Consider the following 17,369-nt stretch of genomic DNA (forward strand, 5'->3'; position numbering starts at 1 on the left):
GGGTGCCGCAGCGCCCACCCGTGCCGCCCTGGGGGTACCTCCCAGGCCGTTCAGGCACTGGGGGAGGCACGACTGCCCGCAGCGGCGCGGCACGACGCGGCGCGGCGGCCCGCAGCTGGGCGGCGTGGCGCGGTGGGACGCAGCTGAGGGGGCACCGTGGGCGGCCAGGGCATGTCACGGGTCAGCCGCGTACGGCGGGGGAAGGGGTCACCGGCCGTGGGCGGGAAGGTGCGGACGCGTACGGCGGGAAGGGACGTGTCGGGGGGTGTTCGCCCGCAGCGGTTGGCGCGTCAACGCCCCGCACCTCTCCACGCAACCGATTCCGCGCCGTTCCGAGGACGGACACCCCCCGGCGCGGCCCGACCCACGACGAAACCCAAGGCGCTACGCGCACCCCCACCGAACCCGCACAGGCGCCGCAGGCATCCGCAGGCGGACGAGCAGCCGCTGTCAGGCGACCAGCGTCCGCCCGGGGCCGAGCCGCTCCACGAGCTGCGCGTGGTGGAGCTCCGCGACGGCGGCGACGAGGTCGGGGTGGCGCAGCAGCACCGCGGCGCGCAGGTCGGTCTCGTCCGGAGCAAGCAGACGGCCGAACTCCGCCGCCGTACCGCCGGACGCTCCCACGGCCGACGCGGCGAGCACCGGATCGGTCAGCAGGCAGACCGCCCAGCTCGCGACGACCTCGTCCACCCAGGTCCGCCAGGCGTCCTCGCCCCGGTCGGCGGACCCCGCCCCGTCCGCGCCGGTGATTCCGTCGAGCCGGGCCGAGCCCCCGGGCCCCGCCACCCCCAGCAGGGCGACGTCCAACGGGGTGGGGTACCGCAGCCGCGCCGCGACCGTCACGGCCTGCCGGGCCTGCACCTCGCACAGTGCGCAGGCCAGCGCGCCACCGGACGCCGGATAGGCGCGGACCAGCCACTGTGAGGTCGCCGCGATGACGGGGGAGAGATCTGCGTGCACCGCCGAGCCGTCCGAACTGCTGGTCGTGGGGAACACGGGGTCCGTGAAAACCGTAGCCCCCACCCCACGGCGCGGACCATGGCCCGGCCCAGGTCCCGGGCGTGGCCTCGGCCACACCCCCCACCGCGCGGCGCGCACCGTCCTTCTTACCCGGCTTACCCGACGGTGCGACCCTGACCCACGTTCGTCGATCACCGGGTGCCTGCCCGGCCCCACCGGTGCGGAGGAGAAACCCTGAGCCCGAGCAACGCCGTCCTCGCCGAGGCCGTCCCCGCCGCCCTGCTGCTGGGTGTCCTGGCCTTCGCCGTACTGCGCCCCAGGGGCCTGCCGGAGGCGGCCGCGGCCGTACCCGCCGCCGTACTCGTCATGGCGCTCGGCGCGGTCACGCCGCACCAGGCGTGGGAGCAGACCCGCACCCTGCTACCGGTCGTCGTCTTCCTCGCCCTGGTGCTGACGCTCGCGTTCCTCTGCGCGAAGGAGGGCCTGTTCGAGGCCGTCGGCGCCGCCCTGGCCCGCCGCTGCGGCGGGAGTCCACGGCGGCTGCTGACCGGCGTGTTCGCGGTGGCCTGCGCGGTGACGGCCGTGCTCAGCCTGGACGCCACCGCGGTCCTGCTCACTCCGGTGGTCCTCGCCACCGCGGCCCGGGCCGGCGCCAGGGCCCGCCCGCACGTGTACGCGACGGCGCACCTGTCGAACTCCGCCTCGCTGCTCCTGCCGGTCTCCAACCTGACCAACCTGCTGGCGTTCACGGCCAGCGGCCTGACCTTCACCCGGTTCGCCGCGCTGATGGCCCTCCCCTGGCTGGCCGCGATCGCCGTCGAGTACACCGTCTTCCGCCGCTTCTTCCGCACAGACCTGGCCGCCCCCGTCACCGCCTCCCTCACCACGGCACCGGCCACCACGGCACCGGCCACCCTGACGCCAACCACCCCCATGCCAACCACCCCCACGCCAACCACCAACGCACCGGCCACCCCCGCACCGACCGTCCCACGCTTCACCGTCGTCGTGGTCGCCCTGACCCTGGCCGGCTTCGCCCTGGCCTCACCGGCGGGTCTCGACCCGGCGTGGGCGGCACTCGGCGGGGTCCTGGTGCTCGGCGTGCGGGCACTGTCCCGGCGCCATGTCACCGTGCGGGAGCTGGCGGGGGCGGCGTCACCGCTGTTCTGCCTGTTCGTGCTGGCCCTGGGCATCGTGGTGGAGGCGGTCGTGGCGAGCGGTCCGGCCGCCGACGGGCTCGGCAGGCTCCTGCCGGACGGCGACTCGCTCCCGGCACTGCTCGGGGTGGCGGCGTCAGCCGCGCTGCTGGCCAACGTGGTCAACAACCTGCCGGCCGTCCTCGCCCTGCTCCCGCTGGCGGCCCCCGCCGGACCGGGCCAGGTCCTCGCGGTGCTGATCGGCGTGAACCTGGGTCCCAACCTGACCTACGTGGGCTCGCTCGCGACCCTGCTGTGGCGGCGGATCCTGCACCGGCACGGCATCGAGGTGGGCCTCGGCCGCTTCACCCTCCTCGGTCTGCTCACGGTGCCGACCACGCTCGCCGCGTCGACCGTGGCCCTGTGGGGAGCCCTGCGCATGATCGGGACCTGACCGGCGCCTGACCGGCGTCCGACGGCGCGGGCGGCTCACCGGCCGCCCACGCTCACCAGGCCCCGCTGGGGACCGCGGGCCGCCGCACCGCCTCCGCGGCGTCGCGCAGATGGAGGGCGACGGTGATCAGGGCGCGCAACGCGGAGGGACGCAGGCTCTGGGCGCTCTCGGCGGCCAGGACCAGCAGACAGCCCGCGGCCTGCTCGACGACCGGAACCGAGAACGCGAAGTCGTCGCCGTCGGCCCCGCGGAACGCGCGCCAGGGCGTGGCGGCGCCGTCGATGGCCTTGTGCACCGCCTGTTCGAGGTGCTGTGCGGCCTGCTGACAGACATGAGCAGGCAGGACGATGGTGCGATGGAATGCTGAACTGGTCATAGTCCCACTGGTCCCCCGCTTCCCGAGCCTTCGCTCGGCGTACCGGACGTTATTCACTGGGTCGGCGGCAGCGGGCCCACCGGTGTCACCGCCCGGTCCTACGCTGCATGCCATGCCCACCAACGCCTCCTCGCCCTCTTCACCCGATTCGCCCGCGTCACCCTCTTCACCCGCCTCGCCCTCCTCACCCGCCTCCACCGCCGCGGCCCGGTTCACCGGAAGGCCGGTGACCGGTGAGCGCCCGCTGTCCGGGGCGCTCACCGAGGTGGACCTGGACGACGGCCGCACGGTGATCGTGAAGGCCGCGGACGGCCCCGGTGCCGCGCGCGCCGAGGCAGCCGGACTGCGCTGGCTGGCCGACGCGGGGACGGTGGGCATCCCGGCCGTGCACGGCCACGACGAGCGGCTGCTGGTCACCGACCGGGTGGTGCAGGGACCGGCGACCGCACGGGCGGCCGTCCGGTTCGGCCGCGGCCTGGCCGCTCTGCACGCGACCGGCGCGCCCGCGTTCGGCACCGCGCCGCCCGGCGGCCCCGAGGACGCGTACATCGGGCCCGCCCCGATGCGCAACGCCACCGGGAACGACTGGCCGTCCTGGTACGCGGAGCACCGCGTGCTGCCCTATCTGCGGGGCGCGGTCGACGCGGGCACGATCCGGGCGGCCGAGGCGGCCGACGTCGAGCGGGTCTGCGAGCGGCTGCCGGAGCTGGCGGGACCCGCGGAGCCGCCGGCCCGCCTGCACGGCGACCTGTGGAACGGCAACGTGCTGTGGGGCGCCGACGGTCACGTACGGCTGATCGACCCGGCGGCGCACGGCGGGCACCGCGAGACCGACCTGGCGATGCTGCGCCTCTTCGGCTGCCCGCACCTGGAGCACGTCCTGGCAGGCTACGAGGAGACGGCACCGCTCGCCGACGGCTCGGCGGCCCGGGTCGGCGTGCACCAGCTCTTCCCGCTGCTGGTGCACGCCGTGCTGTTCGGCCGCGGCTACGCCGAGCAGGCCCTCGCAACGGCGCGGGCGGCCGTCAGCGCGTGACCACGTGCCGTTCGTCGGGGACGCAGTGGGTCATCGTCAGCCCCGTCACGTCGCGCGGCGGGTTCTTGCCCAGGTTGGCCAGCCGCCCACGGTCCTCGTCGGTGAGGTCCTGGCTCGCCAGCGGCTTCAGGTGTGCGACCTCCTGCGGGCCGATGCCGAGGCCTTCACCGACCCGCAGCCCGAGGTCGTTCTCGACCAGCAGGAAGTGCCACACCATGCGCTCCTGCACCGGGCGGTCGCACTGGGAGAGGAGACCGACGAAGTTGTCGACGAGGTCGTCGCGCTCCCACTGCTCCATCAGCAGGTACCGCTGCCCGGCCTGGAGGTAGTCGTTGGTGCGCGCGATGCGTTTGCGGGTGAGGCGGCCCCGGATCTCCGGGCCCTGCTCGTCGTGCGTCGGGTACTCCCCTTCGCGCAGACCGCCGGTGATCGACGGCTCGTAGTTGACGATCGGGTTCCCGCCTCCCCCGTCCACGTGATAGGTCATCTGGCCGTCGCGCTGGTTGGTGCGCGCCTCGGTGTTCTTGGCCTGGTTGACGGGCAGCTGGAGGTAGTTGGGCCCGACGCGGTAGCGCTGGGTGTCGCTGTAGGAGAAGGTGCGGCCGACCAGCATCTTGTCGTCGGAGAAGTCCAGTCCGTCGACGAGGACGCCGGTGCCGAACGAGATCTGCTCGTTCTCGGCGAAGTAGTTCTCCGGCATCCGGTCGAGCACCATCCGGCCCACCGGCCTGGGCGGGAAGTCCTGCTCGGGCCAGGTCTTGGTGTCGTCGAGCGGGTCGAAGTCCAGCTCGGGGTGGTCGTGGTCGTCCATCAGCTGGACGAGCAGCTCCCACTCGGGGTACTCGCCGCGCGCAACGGCCTCGTAGAGGTCCTTGGTGGCGTGGCCGAGGTCCCCCGCCTGGACGTTGGCCGCGTCCTCCTCGGTCATGCTGCGCACGCCGGCCTTGGGCATCCAGTGGTACTTGACGAGTCTGGTCTCCCCGGCCGCGTTGACCCACTTGTAGGTGTTCACTCCGAAGCCCTGCTGGTGGCGGTAGTCCGCCGGGATGCCGCGCGGACTGAACAGGTTGACCAGCATGTGCATGCACTCGGGGGTCTGCGACATGAAGTCGAAGATGCGCCGGGGCTGCTGTTCGAAGGTCACCGGGTCCGGCTTCAGCGCGTGGATGACGTCGGGGAACTTGATCGCGTCCCGGATGAAGAAGACGCCCAGGTTGTTGCCGACGAGGTCCCAGTTGCCGTCCTCGGTGTAGAACTTCACCGCGAAGCCGCGGGGGTCGCGGGCGGCCTCGGAGGAGTCGCGTCCCCCGATGACGGTGGAGAACCGGACGGCGAGGTCGGTGCGTCCGCCGCGCTCCTGGAACAGCTTGGCCCGGGTGTAGCGCCCGATCGGTTCGTCGCCCCAGGCTCCGTACGCCTCGAAGAAGCCGTACGCGGTGACACCGCGTGCGTGTACGACCCGCTCCGGGATGCGCTCGCGGTCGAAGTGGCTGATCTTCTCCAGGAACTGGTAGTTCTCCAGCGTGGCGGGCCCGCGGTCGCCGACCGTGCGCTGGTTCTGGTTGTCGTAGACGGGATGCCCCTGGCGGTTGGTGAGCACCTCGCGGTCGTCGCCGGGGGCGGGGCCCCGGCCTGAAACGTCCGTCATGTACGTGCACTCCTTCGACTCACGGTTTGCGGGCTTTTGGCACGGGTCACTCACCGATCTACCACTCGGCCCGCCGACCGGCACCCCGACTTCGACGGCCTCCCCGCTGCCGCCGGACGGCGGCGCGCCGGGATGCGACTGATCGGGGGACGGCGGGGGAAGAGCCGGCCGCCGTTACGGACGGCGGCCGTGCACGGGCCGCTGGAGAGTCGCCGTACACCGGACCGCAGGAGACCGCCCGTGCACGGGCGGTGAGAAAAGTACGACACCTGTACCCGCTGCCCGAAGACCAGGAGGCCAGGAGGCCAGGAGGCCAGGAGGCCAGGAGGCCAGGAGGCCAGGAGGCCAGGAGACCGGGAGACCGGGAGACCGGACCGGGAGACCGCAGACCGGACCGCGATACCGCAGACCGGGACGCTACTGTCCGCACCCCGGGGAATCCGGCATCCGCCCTGGACGGCGGCGGCCGACCGCGGGACGGAACGCCGGCGGGACGAAAGGCCGCGGGACACAACGGCCGCGGGACACAACGGCGGCGGGGGCGCGACCGGTCCCCCGTACCGGTCGTGCCCCCGCGCCCGTCGAACCTACGCGGGGGCCTCCACCGTTGTGAATCGTGTCCATGCCCCCTACCGGGGCGTAATGACTCACCCGTGCACAGGTGAGTCCGGATGGCCCGGTTTCGTCCCGGGCAGCCGCGGCTGGTCGAGGTCCCCGGCCACCAAGTGGGCCAGGACCACCTCGTACAGGTCGCCGCCGGAGGCGAGCAGCTGGCGTTCGAGGACGGGCTCCGCGCTGCGGACGTGTTCGCGGACGGTCTGGGCGTGCATGCCGAGCCGCTGGGCCGCGCGTTCGGCGTTGCCGCCGACGGCGATCCAGGTGCGCAGCGTGCGTCTCAGGTCCCGCCCGTCCGGGTCGAGGCGGCCGAGCAGTTCCGCGGCCCAGGTGCGCAGCGCGGGGCCGGACAGCAGGTCGGAGAGGCCGGCGGTGCCGTGCGGGGCGTCCGTGTGGGACGGGGCCTCGGCCAGGCCGACCTCGGCGTTCAGGGCGAGGTGCACGACGGCGCGGACGGTCAGGCCGGTGAAGTCGGTGCGCAGCAGCGACTCGACCCGGTCCATCCGGGCACGGACGGTGTTGCGGCTGACGCCGAGGACCTTCGCCGTGTTGACGGCGGTGAACTCCAGACCCAGCCGGGTGGTGGCCAGCAGCTCGGCGCGGGTGTGGTGGGAGAGGGCGTCGAGGGGACTGAGCACCCGGGCCGTCCAGCCGTGCAGTGCCGCGGGGTCCATCAGGCGCTCGGGGCGGGTGCGCTCGGCATACACGGCCGCCTGCTCCGGCCGGTACCGGGCGACGGCCAGGGCGCTCACGGCCTGCCCGTACGCCGCGGCGGTGCGGGCGAGGCTCTGCCGGGAGCTGCCGCCGAGGAAGACACCGGGGAGGCCGCCGACCAGGGTGCGCAGCTCCTGGCCGGCGGTGTCGCGGGGGGCGAGGACGATCACGTGTCCGTCCATCGCGGGGCACCGGACGACCAGCGCCCGCTCCCCCGCCGCCGACAGACACTCCTCGGCCAGCCTGTCGCGTTCGCGGGGGTCGCTCTCGACGACGTAGACACAGGCCGTCTCGGTGTCGAGCAGGCCGGGCCAGAGTCCGGCTGCCACGCGGCGGGCGGAGACGGTGTCCTCGACCATGAGCAGTTGCAGGATGGCCAGGCGGAGGTCGGAGGTGGCCCGCCGCAGCCGCCGGCCCGCCACGGTCGACTCGTGGCCGGCGAGCAGCAGCTCCAGCACCTGGGCGGTGTGCGTGACGATGTCGGAGGCGCGCCGGTCGAACGGGGTCTCGCGGGCCACCGCGAGCACGGCGGCCGGTGCGGGGTGGGGCCGCTCCACGCGGACGAGCCGCAGGTGGCGGCCCCGGTCCTCCAGGGCGGCCGAGGCGATCCGGCCGGTGGTGATGTCGGCGACCAGGCCGGCGTCCAGCGCGGCGCGGGTGCCGGCCAGCAGGTGCCCGGCGCCGTCCTGCAGCGTCACCGCGGCGTGCGCGGCACGGGCGAGCCAGGTCATCACCCGGTTCGGATCGCGCCCAGCCGGCCGAAGGTGTTCCAGCAGTTCCTGTGCCCAGCCCGCGTACCCGTCGGTCCCGGCCACCCACTGCTGTCCAGGCTCTCTCGCATACTCCCGCTGCTGTCCAGGCTCTCTCGCATACTCCCGGCCCGCCACGTCGGCCTTCCCTCGTCGTCCTCGCTCGCCCCCGGCCCGAACCGGGGACGTTACCTCATGGCCCGCCCGGCAGCCCCTGCGCGGAAGGACGCCGGTTCCGCGGGCCGCCGCACCCCGTCCGACCGGGTGTGTCGGCCGGGGGCCAGGTACGGGCATAAGCTCGGTGAATGGCGAAGTACTTCGACGTGCACCCCGACAACCCCCAGCCGCGCAGCATCGCCCAGGTCGCCGACAGCGTCCGCTCGGGGGCGCTGATCGCGTATCCGACGGACTCCTGCTACGCGCTGGGCTGCCGGCTGGGCAGCCGCGACGGCACCGACCGGATCCGGTCGGTCAGGCAGCTGGACAACCGGCACCACTTCACGCTGGTGTGCCAGGACTTCGCGCAGCTCGGGCGGTTCGTGCAGATCGACAACGACGTGTTCCGGGCGATCAAGGCGTCGACGCCGGGCAGTTACACGTTCATCCTGCCGGCGACGCGGGAGGTGCCGCGCATGCTCCAGCACCCGAAGAAGAAGACCGTGGGGGTGCGCATCCCCGACCACGTCGTCACCCAGGCCCTGCTCGCGGAGCTCGGTGAGCCGCTGCTGTCCAGCACGCTGCTGCTGCCCGGCGAGGAGGAGCCGATGACGCAGGGCTGGGAGATCAAGGACCGGCTCGACCACGTGCTCGACGCGGTGATCGACTCCGGCGACTGCGGCACCGAGCCGACCACGGTCGTCGACTTCTCGGGCGGCGAGGCGGAGATCGTGCGGCGCGGCGCGGGCGACACGGCGCGCTTCGAGTAACGGCCCGCGCGGAGCCGGGCGCCTGTCCGGAAGCGGTCGTGCCACGATGGCCGTGATCCGCCGGCGGGCACGCCGGCGGATCGCCCGTGCGCACCCGACAGAGAGACTGGCCCGCCATGACCGCCGTACAGGGAACCGTCGTCGACGTCTCCACCGCCGACGGCATCGCCGACTCCTACCTGACGCACCCCGCCGAGGGGGGACCGCACCCGGCGGTCCTGCTCTACATGGACGCCTTCGGGCTGCGTCCGCAACTGCGGCGGATGGCGGACCGGCTGGCCGGTGCCGGGTACACGGTGCTGGTGCCGAACGTCTTCTACCGCAACGGCCGGGCACCGGTCGTGGAGCTGCCCGAGTTCATCGACCCGTCCGCGCGGCCCGACCTGTTCCAGCAGCTCGGCCCGGCCTTCCGGGAGCTGACGCCCGAGCGGGCGATGCGGGACGCCGACGCCTACCTGCGGTGGCTGGCCGACTGCCCGGCGGCGGCCGGCGGTCCGGTGGCGCTGACCGGATACTGCATGGGCGCCGCACTCGCCCTGCGCACCGCCGGCACCTATCCGGACCGGGTCGCCGCGGCCGCCGGGTTCCACGGCGCCCACCTGGCGACCGACGATCCGCAGAGCCCGCACCTGGTGGCCGGGGACATCACCGCCGAGGTGTACTTCGCCCACGCCGACCAGGACCAGGGCATGCCCGCCGAGCAGCAGGAGCGGCTGGCGACGGCCCTGACGGCGGCCGGCGGCCGGCACCGCTGCGAGGTCTACGCCGGCGCCCACCACGGCTACACGCAGGCCGACACGGCGGCCTACGACGCGGAGGCGACGGAGCGGCACTGGGCGGCCCTGCTCGACCTCCTGCGCCGGACGTTCTGACCGCGACGCCACCCGGCCGGCCCGCCCTGGGCGGCAGCCGGGCGGGCCGGCCCTTGAGGAGGACTCGCCGTCACCAGCGGCCCGGTGCGCTGCCGACGAGGGCCTCGGAGGGGGTGCCGTCGACGCCGGCCGGTACGTCGCCCGCGAGCATCACGCGGTGCATGGTCCGCGGGTGGTCGAGGTGGGCGTTGTCGCTGGGTGCGAGGTGGATGGTGGCCCGGTTGTCCCAGAAGGCGACACTGCCGGGCTCCCAGCGGAAGCGGACCGTGTACTCGGGACGGGTGGCCTGCTCCAGGAGCATGCCGAGGACGGCCGCGCTCTCGGGGCGCGAGAGACCGGCGATCTGTTCGACGTAGTAGCCGTTGACGAACAGCACCCGCTCCCCGGTCTCCGGGTGGACACGGACCAGCGGGTGCACGGTCGCGGTCTGGTGGTCGAGCAGGTGGCGCACGTAGGCGTCGTCGCCGGGCCGCGGCTGGTAGCCGACGCCGAGGCGGTGCTCGGCGCGCAGTCCGTCGACGAACGCGCGCACCGGGGCGGACAGGCCCGCGTAGGCGGCGGCCAGGTTGGACCACGTGGTGTCGCCGCCGTACGGCGGTACGGTCTCGGCGCGCAGGATGGTGGCGGCGGGCGGGTCGACGCGGGCGCCGTGGTCGCAGTGCCAGCCGCGCAGCAGGGTGTGGCGCCGGCGCCGCAGCCACTCCTCGTGGTCCATCCCGAACCGGCCGCCCAGTTCGAGCCGGTCGGCGGTCGTCTCGATCTCCGGGAACCCGGCCGGGGACGCCTTGCCGCGCCGGGGCAGGACCACGGGCTCGCCGAAGAGGCGGGCGAACGCGACCTGGCCGGCGTGGTCGAGGTGCTGGTCGCGGAAGAACACCACCTTCCAGCGCAGTACGGCCGCCCGGACGGCCTCGATCTGCGCCGGGCCGAGCCCGGCCGCCAGGTCGAGGCCGCGTATCTCGGCCCCGATGTGCCCGGCGGCCGGCCGCACCTCGATCCCGGCGTCCTTGGCCTGCGTCTCCCGCACCGCCGTCTCCCGCGCCGCCGTCTCCTGGACCGCCGCCTCCTGCCCGTCGCGCCGTGCCGCGCCGTCCGCCTCCGCCGCCCGGCGCGCCGTCGTCCGGTCCGCCGTCCTGTCCGTCGTCTCGTCGGTTGTCATGGTCAGATCGTGGCAGACCCTGTTCCGCGCCGTCCGGTTGATCACCGGACCGGGTGTGGGCGAGGCTGGAGTGGCGGCGACCGCCGCGCACGGTCGAGGAAAGGTCCCCCCAGTGATCGGCATCCCGGCGTACACGCTCAACGACGGCACCACGCTCCCCGCTCTGGGCCTGGGCACCTGGCCGATGACGGACGACGAGGCGGAGCGGGCCGTCCGCGACGCGCTCCGGACGGGGTACCGCCTGATCGACACGGCGGCGAACTACCGCAACGAGACCGGTGTCGGCCGCGGCGTGGCCTCCGCGCAGCTCCCCCGCGAGGACATCGTGGTGACGACCAAGCTGCCCGGCCGGCACCACGGGTACGAGGAGACGCTCGCCTCCTTCGAGGAGTCCCGCGCCCGGCTCGGCCTGGACTACGTCGACCTGTACCTCATCCACTGGCCGCTGCCCCGCGTCGACCAGTACGTCGACTCCTGGAAGGCCATGCTCAAGCTGCGCGAGGACGGACTCGTGCGCTCGGTGGGCGTCTCCAACTTCACGGCGGAGCACATCGAGCGGCTGGAGAAGGAGACGGGCGTCCTGCCGTCCGTCAACCAGATCGAGCTGCATCCGCTCTTCCCGCAGGACGAGCTGCGGGCCTACCACGAGCGCAAGGGCATCCGCACCGAGAGCTGGAGTCCGCTCGGCCGCGGCAGCGACCTGCTGGACGACCCGGCCGTCGCCGCGGTCGCCGGGGCGCACGGGGTGACCCCGGCCCAAGCGGTGCTGCGCTGGCACACCCAGCTCGGCGCGGTGCCGATCCCGAAGTCGGGCGACCCGGCACGGCAGCGGGCCAACCTCGACGTCTTCGGTTTTGAACTGGACGAGGCGCAGATGCGCACGGTGGCGGACCGGGCGCACCGCCGGATCGGCGGGGACCCGGAGGTGCACGAGGAGTTCTGACGCGGGTACCCGGTGCCCGTCGGCGTGGAACTCCGGGAAGGAGCGGCGGATGGGCGGCGAGGGCGACGGACTGCGGGACTACCACGGCAAGCGGGACTTCGGCCGGACCGGTGAGCCGGCGGGGCCCGGGGAATCGACCGGAGGCGGGGAATCCGCGGGAGGCGGGGAGTGCGCCGGGCGCGGGGAGTCCGCCGGAGGCGGGGAGCACCGTTTCGTCGTGCAGATCCACGACGCGAGCACCCTGCACTTCGACTTCCGGCTGCAGGTGGGTGACGTGCTGAGGTCCTGGTCGGTGCGAAGGGCCCGTCCGGCGACCCCAGCGACAAGCGCCTCGCGGTGCCGACCGAGGACCATCCGCTGGAGTACGAGGACTTCGAGGGCGTGATCCCGGCGGGCGAGTACGGCGGCGGCACGGTCATCGTCTGGGACCGCGGCACCTACGAGCCGCTGAGCCACGACCGCCGGGGGCGGCCGGTGGACTTCGCCGAGTCGCTGGAGCGCGGCCACGCCCGGTTCCGGCTGCACGGCGCGAAGCTGCACGGCGAGTACGCACTGACCCGGTTCCGCGGCGGCCGCGACGGCGGAGCCGGCCGAGCCGGCGAGGACACCGCGTGGCTGCTGGTGAAGACGGCCGGTGACGGACGCGACCACGGCACCCCGGACCCCCGCCGGGCCCGGTCCGCGCGCACCGGCCGCACCCTTGGCCGGGTCGCGGCCGAGGAGCGCACGGCGTAGGGACGCCGGTCCGGCGCGCTCAGCCCGGCGGGGGCAGGGGTTGTTCCGCCCAGATGGTCTTGCCGGAGTCCGTCTGCCGGCTGCCCCAGCGCTGGGTGAGCTGGGCGACCAGCATCAGGCCCCGGCCGCCCTCGTCGAAGGCGTGGGCCCGGCGCAGGTGCGGTGAGGTGGAGCTGGCGTCGGAGACCTCGCAGATGAGGGCCGTGTGGCGGATCAGGCGCAGCCGGATGGGCGGTTCGCCGTACCGGATGGCGTTGGTGACCAGTTCGCTGACGACCAGTTCGGTGACGAACGCCGTCTCGTCGAGGCCCCAGGCCGCCAGTTGTTCGCTCACCGACCGCCGGGTGGCAGCCACGTGCGCGGGGTCGGGGTGGATGTCCCAGGTGTGCACCCGGTCGGCGCCGAGTACCCGGGTGCGGGCCAGCAGCAGGGCGACGTCGTCGCCGGGCTCCTCCGGCAGTACGGCCTTGAGCACGCCGTCGCACAGGGCGTCGAGGGAGGTCGCGGGCGCGGCCAGCGCACGGCACAGTTCCGCCGTGGCGTGGTCGGGATCGCGGTCGCGGTCCTCGACGAGTCCGTCGGTGTAGAGGGCGACGACCGCTCCCTCGGGCAGTTCCAGCTCGGTCGACTCGAAGGGCAGCCCGCCGACGCCGAGCGGCGGGCCGGCGGTCATGGAGACGAGCCGGGTGGTGCCGTCGGGCAGCAGGACGGCGGGCGCGGGGTGTCCGGCGGCTGCCAGGGCCAGCCGCCGGGAGACGGGGTCGTAGACGGCGTAGAGGCAGGTGGCGCCCAGTTCCGCGATCTCACCGCGGTCCTTGTCGGCACCGGCGGCGAGGTGGATGACGAGGTCGTCGAGGTGGGTGAGGAGTTCGTCGGGCGGCAGGTCGACGTCGGCGAGGGTGCGGACGGCCGTGCACAGGCGGCCCATCGTCGCCGTGGACGGGATGCCGTGGCCCACGACGTCGCCGACGACCAGGCCGACGCGGGACCCGGAGAGCGGGATGACGTCGAACCAGTCGCCGCCGATGCCCGCCGCCGAAGCGGAGGGGAGGTAGCGGTGGGCCACCTCGAGCGCCGCCTGGCCGGGCAGTTCCTTCGGCAGCAGGCTGCGCTGGATCGCCAGGGCGGTGGACCGCTCGCGGGCGAAGCGGCGGGCGTTGTCGATGCAGACCGCCGCCCGGCTGCCGAGTTCCTCCGCGAACAGGGCGTCCTCGGGACCGTAGGGCTCGGGCTGGCCGGTCCGCATGACCACCAGGACGCCCAGCGTGATGCCGCGGGCCAGCAGCGGCACCGCCATCATCGAGTGGGCGGCCGGCCCGACGCGGGGGCCCGCCGGTGTGCGGGACGTCCGCTCGGCGACCCAACGCGAGAACGACCGCTCGCCCGCCTGGCCGATGAACACCCGGCCCTCCTGCATCGCCCGGGCGGGGGGCGAGAGCGCCGGGGGAACGTCCACCTGCCCCAGCGGTACCACCGCTTCGGGGGTGCCGGCGACGACGGAGCCGTGGGCGACCCTGCGCAGCACGACCTCCTCGCTGAACACCAGCGGTGTCTCCCGGGCACCCAGCACCCAGTCGTGCAGGTCGACACTGGCGAAGTCCGCGAAGCGGGGGATCAGGACGTCGACGAGCTCCTCGGCGGTGCGGGCGAGGTCCAGCGTGGTGCCGATGGCGCCCGCCGCCTCGTTCAGGAGGACCAGCCGTTCGCGTGCCCGGTGCTGGTCGGTACTGTCGAAGGCCGCCAGCGCGGTCCCCGCCGGCTCTCCGGCGTCGTCCCGCACCGGCCAGATCTCCGTGACCCGGTCCCGGCACGGGCTCGTGGGCGGCGAACCCGGGGGGCTCTCGTAGCGCACCGGCCTGCCCGTCTCCATGACCCGGTGCAGGTGGGTGAGGAAGTCACGGCCGTGCTCGCCTGCCCCCACGGTGTCGGTGAGGTACCGGCCGACCGGCGCCTCCCCCGGGCCGCCCAGCTCCCGGCGGGCCACGTCGTTGAGCCACACGTAGCGGTGCCGGGCGTCGAGTACGGCCATCGAAACCGACGCCTGTCCGAAAGCCCGGTCGGCCGGTGACGCGGTCCCGGCCGCGGGCGGTTCGGTGCTGACCACGTACCCGGTGGGTCGCCCGTCCGGGCCCGTCACGGCGCAGCCCCGCAGGCACAGCTCGACGACGGTCCCCTCGCGCCGTCGCACGAGGACCGTGCCCGCCAGCCCGGGCAGAGCGTCCGCCGGCGGGTCCTCGGCCAGCATTTCCCGCGCGTGCCGTCCCACTGCCTCGTCGGCCGGGTACCCGGTCAGCCGTCGGGCACCCTCGCTCCACCCCGTCACAGTGCCGTGGACGTCCAAGGTCGCCGCGGCGGAGACAAACTCCATAGCGTCCAGGATTGACCCGATACCGCATGGTTTCAACCGCGACGGGGCAACGGGTGGAGCCGGGACGGAGCGCTACGAGCGGTGTACGCGCAGGGCGCGCAGGGCGCGGTCCGCGTGGGTGTTCATGCGCAGTTCGCTGCGGACGACCTCCAGGACGGTGCGGTCCCGGCCGATGACGAAGGTGACCCGTTTGGTCGGGGCGAGACCGATCCCGCGCTTCACCCCGAACAGCTCGCGGACCGCGCCGTCGGGGTCGGACAGCAGCGGCATGCCGAGCGTGTGGCGCCCGGCGAACTCCCGCTGCCGTTCGACGAGGTCGCCGCTGACGCCGACGGGGCGGGCACCGGCCGCGGCGAACTCGGCGGCGAGGTCACGGAAGTGACAGGCCTGAGCGGTGCAGCCGGCGCTCAGGGCGGCGGGGTAGAAGAACAGCACGACCGGGCCGTCGGCGAGCAGTGCGGACAGGCTGCGCGGGGTGCCGGTCTCGTCGGGCAGGGTGAAGTCCTCGACGGCGTCCCCGACCGCGGGGACCCGGCTCACGACCGGCCCCCGGCGCTCCTGGCGACACCGCGCGCCCAGAGCACGAGCGGCACCTGTACCGGCAGCCGCCCGTAGGCGGCCGCCCGCTGGGACGCGGGCCGGTGCCGCCAGTCCCAGGCCATCTTGACGTTGGCGGGGAAGACGCCGGCGAAGAACACGGCCGCGGTCAGCGCGGCCGCCTTCCGCGTGCGCGGCAGGGCGAGACCGGCGGCCAGCGCGAATTCGGCGGCGCCGCTGGCGTACGTCCAGGCCCGCGGCGTGCCGGGCAGCGAGCGCGGCACGATCGCGTCGAAGGTTCGGGGCTGGGCGAAATGGGCTGCGCCCGCGGTGGCCAGCAGGCCGGCGAGCAGCAGGGGCGAGCGTTCGGACCGGGACACGGTTCCTCCTCCGGGGGCCTGACGCGCGATATTACTCAACGGTAAGCGGCGTGCCGCCACCGGCACGGCTCGGCGCCCCCCTGTGCACACGCCGCGGCGCCGGCGCCGCGGACCGCCGCGCCGTGCCGTGCGGAATCGGCCGGATGCAGTGCACACGCTCCAGAAGACATGTGTTTAGCTTAGGCTTACCTAACCAAGGCTGCTGACGATGCGGTCGGCAGCTTTCGCCGCCCTGCCCGCCCTCCGACCAGTGGTTCACGGAGAACACCGATGCCCACGCGCCCCCACCCCGTCGCCGACGATGCCGACGCGCCCGACGTCCGACCGGTCCGGGTCACAGGCCCGCGCCTGGCCCGCCTCCTGGAGGAGTGCGAGGCGGGCGACGGCGCCCGGCGGACGGCGCTCACGGCGGCCTTCTGGGGCGAGGTGGAGCACCGGGGCACCCCGCTGGTCGAGGAACTCGACGGCGACCCGGACCACCGGGCGGTCACGTTCCTGTGGCGGGGCCACCGCACCACCCGCCAGGTGCTGCTCTGCGCCAACCGCATCACCGACAGCGACCGGCTGGCCGCCTCGCTCCTCGAACGGGTGCCCGGCACCGACGTCTGGCACCTCGGCCTGCGCCTGCGTGCCGACCACCGCGGCTCCTACCGGATGGCCGCCGACATCTCACTGGGGTCGGTGCCGGTGGACCCGGTCGCCCTTCAGCAGCGGCTGCGGTCGCTGTCCGTGCACGCTGCGGCCGACCCGCTCAACCCCCGTACCGTGGCGACGCGCCGGCAACCGGCCGACGGATCGGTCTTCGCCCTCCCCGGCGCCCCGCCCGAGCCGTGGTACGGCCGCCGGGGCACGGTGCCCGCCGGGCGGGTGGAGCGGCACCGGGTGCCGGGCACCGACCCGGTCGGCGACCGGGACACCTGGGTGTACCTGCCGCCGGGCCAGGACAGGACCGGCACACCGCTGCCGGTCGCGGTCGTGTGCGACGGCGACATGTGGTTCGGGCGGTTCTCCCTCGGCGACACCCTGGACGCACTGGTCGCCGACGGCGCGCTGCCGCCCCTGGCGGTGGTCGCCCCGGACGCGGTGGACCGCAGCACCCGGTGGCGCGACCTCGGCTGCGGGGAGCCGTTCGTGCGTTTCCTGGCGGACGAACTGCTCCCCTGGGCGGCCGGCCGCTGGCCGCTGACCACCGCGCCGGAACGCACGGTCGTCGCCGGTCAGGGCCTCGGCGCCATGACCGCGCTGTACGCCGGTCTGCTGCGCCCCGACCGCTTCGGCAACGTCCTCGCCCAGTCCGCCTCCCTGTGGTGGCGCCCCGGCCTGCCGCCGCCGGCCGCCGCGAAACCCCCGGTGCACGGCGCCCCGTGGCTCGCCGGCCGCTTCGCGTCCGGCACGACGCGGCCCCTGACGGTCCATCTGGACGTCGGACTGCACGAGGGTGCCACGGTCGGCCACACCCGCGCCCTGTACGACAGTCTGCGCGCGGCGGGCCACCGGGTCACCCACGACGCGTACAACGGCGGCCACGACTACGCCTGCTGGCACGGCGCCCTCGCGTCCGGTCTGGTGCGGCTGCTCGGCAGCGGCGCCGGCACCGGCACGCTCCGGCGCGCCCGGCCCGCCTCCTGAACACCGGCCCCTTCACCGACTCGGGGGGGGGGGGGGGGGGGGGGGGGGGGGGGGGGGGGGGGGGGGGGGGGGGGGGGGGGGGGGGGGGGGGGGGGGGGGGGGGGGGGGGGGGGGGGGGGGGGGGGGGGGGGG

The 17,369-nt window shown here is 74.5% G+C and carries 14 protein-coding genes and 1 pseudogene; 7 read left to right on the plus strand and 8 right to left on the minus strand.

Annotated elements, in window-relative coordinates; translation table 11 throughout:
* Positions 1-450 precede the first annotated feature (450 nt).
* Complete coding sequence (locus tag HZS56_RS27250; RefSeq protein ID WP_216723449.1) at positions 451-960, minus strand: hypothetical protein; 510 nt, start codon at positions 958-960, stop codon at positions 451-453.
* A 234-nt stretch (positions 961-1,194) separates the two neighbouring features.
* Here HZS56_RS27250 and HZS56_RS27255 point away from each other — a divergent pair, with 234 nt between their 5' ends.
* On the plus strand, positions 1,195-2,550 hold the full coding sequence (locus tag HZS56_RS27255) for an SLC13 family permease (protein ID WP_216723450.1): 1,356 nt from the start codon (positions 1,195-1,197) through the stop codon (positions 2,548-2,550).
* A 52-nt stretch (positions 2,551-2,602) separates the two neighbouring features.
* Here the strand turns inward: HZS56_RS27255 and HZS56_RS27260 are convergent, their stop codons facing one another.
* Positions 2,603-2,926: a hypothetical protein gene (locus HZS56_RS27260; protein ID WP_216723437.1), complete on the minus strand. Its 324-nt coding sequence runs from the start codon at positions 2,924-2,926 to the stop codon at positions 2,603-2,605.
* A gap of 112 nt (positions 2,927-3,038) precedes the next feature.
* Here HZS56_RS27260 and HZS56_RS27265 point away from each other — a divergent pair, with 112 nt between their 5' ends.
* Positions 3,039-3,962, plus strand: a complete 924-nt coding sequence (locus HZS56_RS27265) for a fructosamine kinase family protein (protein WP_216723438.1) — start codon at positions 3,039-3,041, stop codon at positions 3,960-3,962.
* Here HZS56_RS27265 and HZS56_RS27270 read toward each other — a convergent pair.
* Both HZS56_RS27270 and HZS56_RS27275 read right to left on the minus strand, forming a co-directional pair.
* The gene (locus tag HZS56_RS27270) at positions 3,952-5,610 is read right to left on the minus strand and encodes a catalase (RefSeq protein ID WP_216723439.1); all 1,659 of its coding nucleotides are present in this window, start codon (positions 5,608-5,610) and stop codon (positions 3,952-3,954) included. The genes HZS56_RS27265 and HZS56_RS27270 overlap by 11 nt on opposite strands.
* Positions 5,611-6,257: 647 nt before the next feature.
* Positions 6,258-7,754 (minus strand): helix-turn-helix domain-containing protein, encoded by a 1,497-nt coding sequence (locus tag HZS56_RS27275; protein ID WP_216723440.1) that lies wholly within the window; start codon positions 7,752-7,754, stop codon positions 6,258-6,260.
* Between the two features lie 239 nt (positions 7,755-7,993).
* On the opposite strand from HZS56_RS27275, the gene HZS56_RS27280 reads away from it, so the two are divergent.
* Complete coding sequence (locus tag HZS56_RS27280; RefSeq protein ID WP_216723441.1) at positions 7,994-8,614, plus strand: L-threonylcarbamoyladenylate synthase; 621 nt, start codon at positions 7,994-7,996, stop codon at positions 8,612-8,614.
* Positions 8,615-8,730: 116 nt separating this feature from the next.
* Complete coding sequence (locus HZS56_RS27285) at positions 8,731-9,486, plus strand: dienelactone hydrolase family protein (protein ID WP_216723442.1); 756 nt, start codon at positions 8,731-8,733, stop codon at positions 9,484-9,486.
* A 70-nt stretch (positions 9,487-9,556) separates the two neighbouring features.
* Here the strand turns inward: HZS56_RS27285 and HZS56_RS27290 are convergent, their stop codons facing one another.
* Positions 9,557-10,477 carry a TauD/TfdA dioxygenase family protein gene (locus tag HZS56_RS27290; protein WP_308408169.1) on the minus strand — a complete coding sequence of 307 codons (921 nt, stop codon included), beginning with the start codon at positions 10,475-10,477 and terminating at the stop codon, positions 9,557-9,559.
* Positions 10,478-10,757: 280 nt separating this feature from the next.
* Here HZS56_RS27290 and HZS56_RS27295 point away from each other — a divergent pair, with 280 nt between their 5' ends.
* Together HZS56_RS27295 and HZS56_RS27300 are read left to right on the plus strand one after the other, a co-directional pair.
* On the plus strand, positions 10,758-11,588 hold the full coding sequence (locus HZS56_RS27295) for an aldo/keto reductase (protein WP_216723443.1): 831 nt from the start codon (positions 10,758-10,760) through the stop codon (positions 11,586-11,588).
* 49 nt (positions 11,589-11,637) lie between these two features.
* Positions 11,638-12,323, plus strand: a pseudogene (locus tag HZS56_RS27300) (DNA polymerase ligase N-terminal domain-containing protein).
* Between the two features lie 19 nt (positions 12,324-12,342).
* Here the strand turns inward: HZS56_RS27300 and HZS56_RS27305 are convergent.
* The 3 genes from HZS56_RS27305 to HZS56_RS27315 all read right to left on the minus strand — a co-directional run bounded on the left by HZS56_RS27305 (position 12,343) and on the right by HZS56_RS27315 (position 15,608).
* Positions 12,343-14,691 carry a SpoIIE family protein phosphatase gene (locus HZS56_RS27305; RefSeq protein WP_216723444.1) on the minus strand — a complete coding sequence of 783 codons (2,349 nt, stop codon included), beginning with the start codon at positions 14,689-14,691 and terminating at the stop codon, positions 12,343-12,345.
* Positions 14,692-14,763: 72 nt separating this feature from the next.
* Complete coding sequence (locus tag HZS56_RS27310) at positions 14,764-15,231, minus strand: peroxiredoxin (RefSeq protein ID WP_216723445.1); 468 nt, start codon at positions 15,229-15,231, stop codon at positions 14,764-14,766.
* A complete protein-coding gene (locus tag HZS56_RS27315; RefSeq protein ID WP_216723446.1) occupies positions 15,228-15,608 on the minus strand; it encodes a DoxX family protein in 381 nt (126 codons plus the stop codon). The genes HZS56_RS27310 and HZS56_RS27315 overlap by 4 nt, the downstream gene beginning before the upstream one ends.
* 270 nt (positions 15,609-15,878) lie before the next feature.
* Here HZS56_RS27315 and fes point away from each other — a divergent pair, with 270 nt between their 5' ends.
* Positions 15,879-17,237 carry an enterochelin esterase gene (fes, locus tag HZS56_RS27320; protein WP_216723447.1) on the plus strand — a complete coding sequence of 453 codons (1,359 nt, stop codon included), beginning with the start codon at positions 15,879-15,881 and terminating at the stop codon, positions 17,235-17,237.
* The last annotated feature ends 132 nt before the right edge of the window (positions 17,238-17,369 follow it).

It is taken from the genome of Streptomyces mayonensis (assembly GCF_018982965.1).
Lineage (GTDB): Bacteria > Actinomycetota > Actinomycetes > Streptomycetales > Streptomycetaceae > Streptomyces > Streptomyces mayonensis.

Bases quoted from the DNA above. Each gene is read 5' to 3' on its own strand.
- HZS56_RS27280 (WP_216723441.1), top strand. From the start codon at position 7,994: ATGGCGAAGTACTTCGACGTGCACCCCGACAACCCCCAGCCGCGCAGC.
- HZS56_RS27260 (WP_216723437.1), bottom strand. From the start codon at position 2,926: ATGACCAGTTCAGCATTCCATCGCACCATCGTCCTGCCTGCTCATGTC.
- HZS56_RS27270 (WP_216723439.1), bottom strand. From the start codon at position 5,610: ATGACGGACGTTTCAGGCCGGGGCCCCGCCCCCGGCGACGACCGCGAG.
- HZS56_RS27305 (WP_216723444.1), bottom strand. From the start codon at position 14,691: ATGGAGTTTGTCTCCGCCGCGGCGACCTTGGACGTCCACGGCACTGTG.
- HZS56_RS27285 (WP_216723442.1), top strand. From the start codon at position 8,731: ATGACCGCCGTACAGGGAACCGTCGTCGACGTCTCCACCGCCGACGGC.
- fes (WP_216723447.1), top strand. From the start codon at position 15,879: ATGCCCACGCGCCCCCACCCCGTCGCCGACGATGCCGACGCGCCCGAC.
- HZS56_RS27265 (WP_216723438.1), top strand. From the start codon at position 3,039: ATGCCCACCAACGCCTCCTCGCCCTCTTCACCCGATTCGCCCGCGTCA.